At 58.2% G+C, this 3,233-nt stretch carries 4 protein-coding genes; all 4 read right to left on the bottom strand.

Annotated features, from left to right (window positions below):
* Positions 1–1,037, bottom strand: a 1,037-nt coding sequence (locus ACQKDV_RS18950; RefSeq protein WP_427785783.1) for an FUSC family protein, incomplete at its 3' end; no start/stop codon positions are given.
* 144 nt (positions 1,038–1,181) lie between these two features.
* A complete protein-coding gene (locus tag ACQKDV_RS18945; protein WP_427785782.1) occupies positions 1,182–1,823 on the bottom strand; it encodes a hydrolase in 642 nt (213 codons plus the stop codon).
* A 77-nt stretch (positions 1,824–1,900) separates the two neighbouring features.
* Positions 1,901–2,197 (bottom strand): putative quinol monooxygenase, encoded by a 297-nt coding sequence (locus ACQKDV_RS18940; protein ID WP_427785781.1) that lies wholly within the window; start codon positions 2,195–2,197, stop codon positions 1,901–1,903.
* Positions 2,198–2,362: 165 nt separating this feature from the next.
* Entirely contained in the window at positions 2,363–3,100 is a 738-nt protein-coding gene (locus ACQKDV_RS18935) for an amidohydrolase family protein (protein ID WP_427785780.1), read from the bottom strand.
* Positions 3,101–3,233 lie beyond the last annotated feature (133 nt).

Raw genomic sequence — 3,233 nt, 5'->3', positions numbered from 1 at the left:
GCGCGCCTTGCGCAATGTCCCTGTCTTTCCAGCTGAAGCATCGTGCTAATCAGGAAGTACATTGCCGAAGCAGCAGCGGAAAAGATGCTCTCAGGCTCCTGGTCCTTGACGGCTTCGGCGCGTAGCCGAGAGATTGTGCCCGGCAATGAAACTACCAATCCCCCCAGGTCATGCTCAAGCCTGCGGATGCGATCCATCGGAACCGGGCCATCGCCCTCTGCTTCCGGCAAGAGTCGATGGAGCTCATTGAACAGCTCATCGACGACGGCCAGCACGCTCTGATCGTGGACGCCTGCGACACGCGCTCGAATCTGCCGCATCATATGGAAGCCAGCTGCGGCATTCAGGAAATCGTGATTGAGGCTAGCCATCAAAGGGGCCGCCAGTCTCAACGCTGGATCCTCAAAGATTGCAGCGCTGCGCAGCTGCTCGATCTGCGTCCTCTCGCTTAACAGCTGCAAGTGCTGTCGGCTCACTTCTCGGTGCGCTTCGCTCGGGCGCCAACGCAAGGAGTCGCGGATGAAGCCGATGAATGTGCTTGCGTGACGATGGCCAAGTGCGAACAAGTTCTCCTTGACGTGAAGGGGGAATACCAGAGCACTGACCAGCGCCGCCGCAACCACCCCAATGACTACTTCGCTGGCGGTATGCACGACGTTATCGAAGACCAGGTACGGCGCACTCCATGCGGGAATGGCGACGATCGCCGTCGCGTAGCCGGTTAGTACGAACCCGTAAGCTTGGTAGTTTCGGTAGTAGGCCGCGCCAAATACACACAGCGCGATCCAAATAGAAAGTGCGGAGAAGAACAGCAGCGGGGCCTGCGCAAAGGCTGAAACAAGCAAAACTCCAGCCACACATCCCACCAGCATGCCCACGGCACGATAGACGCCTCGAGCGATCACCATGCCAACATGCTGATGCATCATCAGGATCACCACCGAGACGGTGGCGGTGCGAGGCGGGGCCAAGTTCAGGCGCATGCAGACCCACAGCGCCAGCACAAGCGCTGCACAGGCCTTGAAGGCGTGCAGCAATCGCGGGCGATCAGTTTGGAGCCAAGACGTGAGGAGCGATCGTACGTGCAATGTTGAGAATGACGCTGAAGTCCAATGCATCGCACTACTACTCCATCAACTGGGAGGAGGCGAAGCCAAAGCTGCGCCTCCTCATTTCCACGCTTACTCGGCCAGGTCGTACGAGAACTGGATACCAGCCGTGCCGCCGGTTTCAACAAACATCTTAATGAAATCCGGTACCGTATCCTTGCGCTGCCAGTCGCGCTGAAGTTCGCAGAACAACTGCGCAACGCTGATCAGCTGGCCACCGGCCTGCTCGATTCTGCGCAGCGCCGCTTCGTGTGCTGCGACGGATGTTCCACCCACAGCATCGACCACCACGTAGACCTCATAGCCCTCCTTCAGCGCATCCAAAGCCGGGAAAGTCAAACAGGCCTCGGTCCAAAGAGCGGTCATAATCAGTTTCTTGCGACCGGTGGCCTCCACCGCCTTGCGAAACTCGACGTCTTCCCAGGAATTGATCGACGTACGGTCATAGGTCGGATAGTCGGCCAGCACCTTGCGCAGCTGCGGGATCGGCGGCTTGTTGAGACCCGTCTTCACGTTCACGGTCGAATGCACAATCGGCAGCCCATAGGCTAGGGCGGCCTTCGACGACCCAACGATATTGTTGACGAGCAACTGGCGATCCATCGATGCGATGGAGTTCACCTGCACCGGCTGGTAGTCGATGATGATAAACGCCGAGTTTTGCGGGGTCAGAAGATGGTCATTTTTCGGATCACGAATCGGTTCACTTGACATTGCAGGACTCCGGAGATGGCGGCGGGTTGCCGCGGGGGCAGGGATTGGGGGGAGGATTGCCCAAGCAGGGCGAGGATTTACGTCAATCGCTCAAGTAGCAACACAGCTTCACGCGAGTCGATGTCGGCGGCGCCGTCGCTGTGGAACGCCTGTATGTGGGGGCCAAAATTGTGATGCTGCTGCTGGTCTGCCTGACTGGCCCAACGCTCCACAAAGACAAAGCGGGCCGGATCGGCAGTGTCTCGATAAAGGTCATAGCGCAGATTCCCGGCCTCTTCGCGAGAAGGGCCAACCAGTCTGATGAGATTTTCGCAGAGCCCTTCTTCGCGTCCAGGCTTGGCTCGAAGGATGGCCAGCATGTCGAACTCGCTCATCTGCTTGCTCCTGGAGTTCTTTCGGCTGAGCCGTTGTGTGCTAGGCACGACGTTAGAAGCGAGAGCGGTCGATGTGTAGATCCAAATTCTGGCCTGACCGTCCTATGGGATGAACGATGAACTGCCGCCCAACTCTGGCGCGCCCGTGCACCGCCGGCCCTTTTCCTATTCAGAATTCAGGCTCTCGGCTTCAAACACGACACGGCCTTCACCCATCGTCAGCAACGAACGAATTGTGTGAATGCGACCTGCGGGCATAGTCAGATAGGGCTGATCCAGTACAACCAGATCTGCGAACTTCCCTGTGGTAAGCGATCCCCGGTCTGCCTCTGAGAACGAGATCCAGGCGGCATTGCGCGTGAAGATTCGCAGCGCAGCTTCGCGTGTGATGAGGTGGCTACCACCAGAGGACGAGACCGCATGCAATCGGCTGTCAACAAGGCACTGGATCTCCCTCCAAATCGCCTCGCCGGTCCTAAACTCGGTTCCGCCCACCAGGGTTAGGCCGGCCCCCAGCGCGCTGCGAACTGGGGTGTCCGAGCAGACCAGAGCCCCTGAGGCGATTGCTTGGTCACTTGAGATGTCGACAGTCCGATGTGATTCCAAGGCGTAGGGCAAACCATGTGCAGCCATGAACTGCATATCGCTCTTCGCACCGCTGGTTCGTCCCGCCACTGACCAACGAAGAGGACGAAGTTCGTGGTCTTGCGCAAGCGCATCGATTACATTGCGCAGGGCTTGGATCGAACCATCCGAGTCAAGCTGAACGTCCAACGCAATACGGCGCTCGGCTGCTTGCCGAAGAGTTTTGGTTGACTCTCCCCAGGGCCCCATCGGTAGATCAATCGCAAGTCGCCCACTGATCAACCCGGTTACTCCTCGTGAACTGAAGACAGAGATCATGCATTCTAGGCGGGGACCTACACCTTGCATGGGAAGGCTGAGACGACGAAATGCAACAGTGCTTGGAGTGCTTTGAGGCATCCTGATTAGCACGATGCTTCAGCGCGGTCGCAGCTGTTGAGAAGGGCGAGGT

Source organism: Stenotrophomonas sp. NPDC077659, assembly GCF_050268705.1.
In the GTDB taxonomy this organism is placed as follows: Bacteria; Pseudomonadota; Gammaproteobacteria; order Xanthomonadales; family Xanthomonadaceae; genus Stenotrophomonas.
Note: the sequence above shows the minus strand (reverse complement) of the source record. Positions and strands in the feature narration are given on the sequence as shown.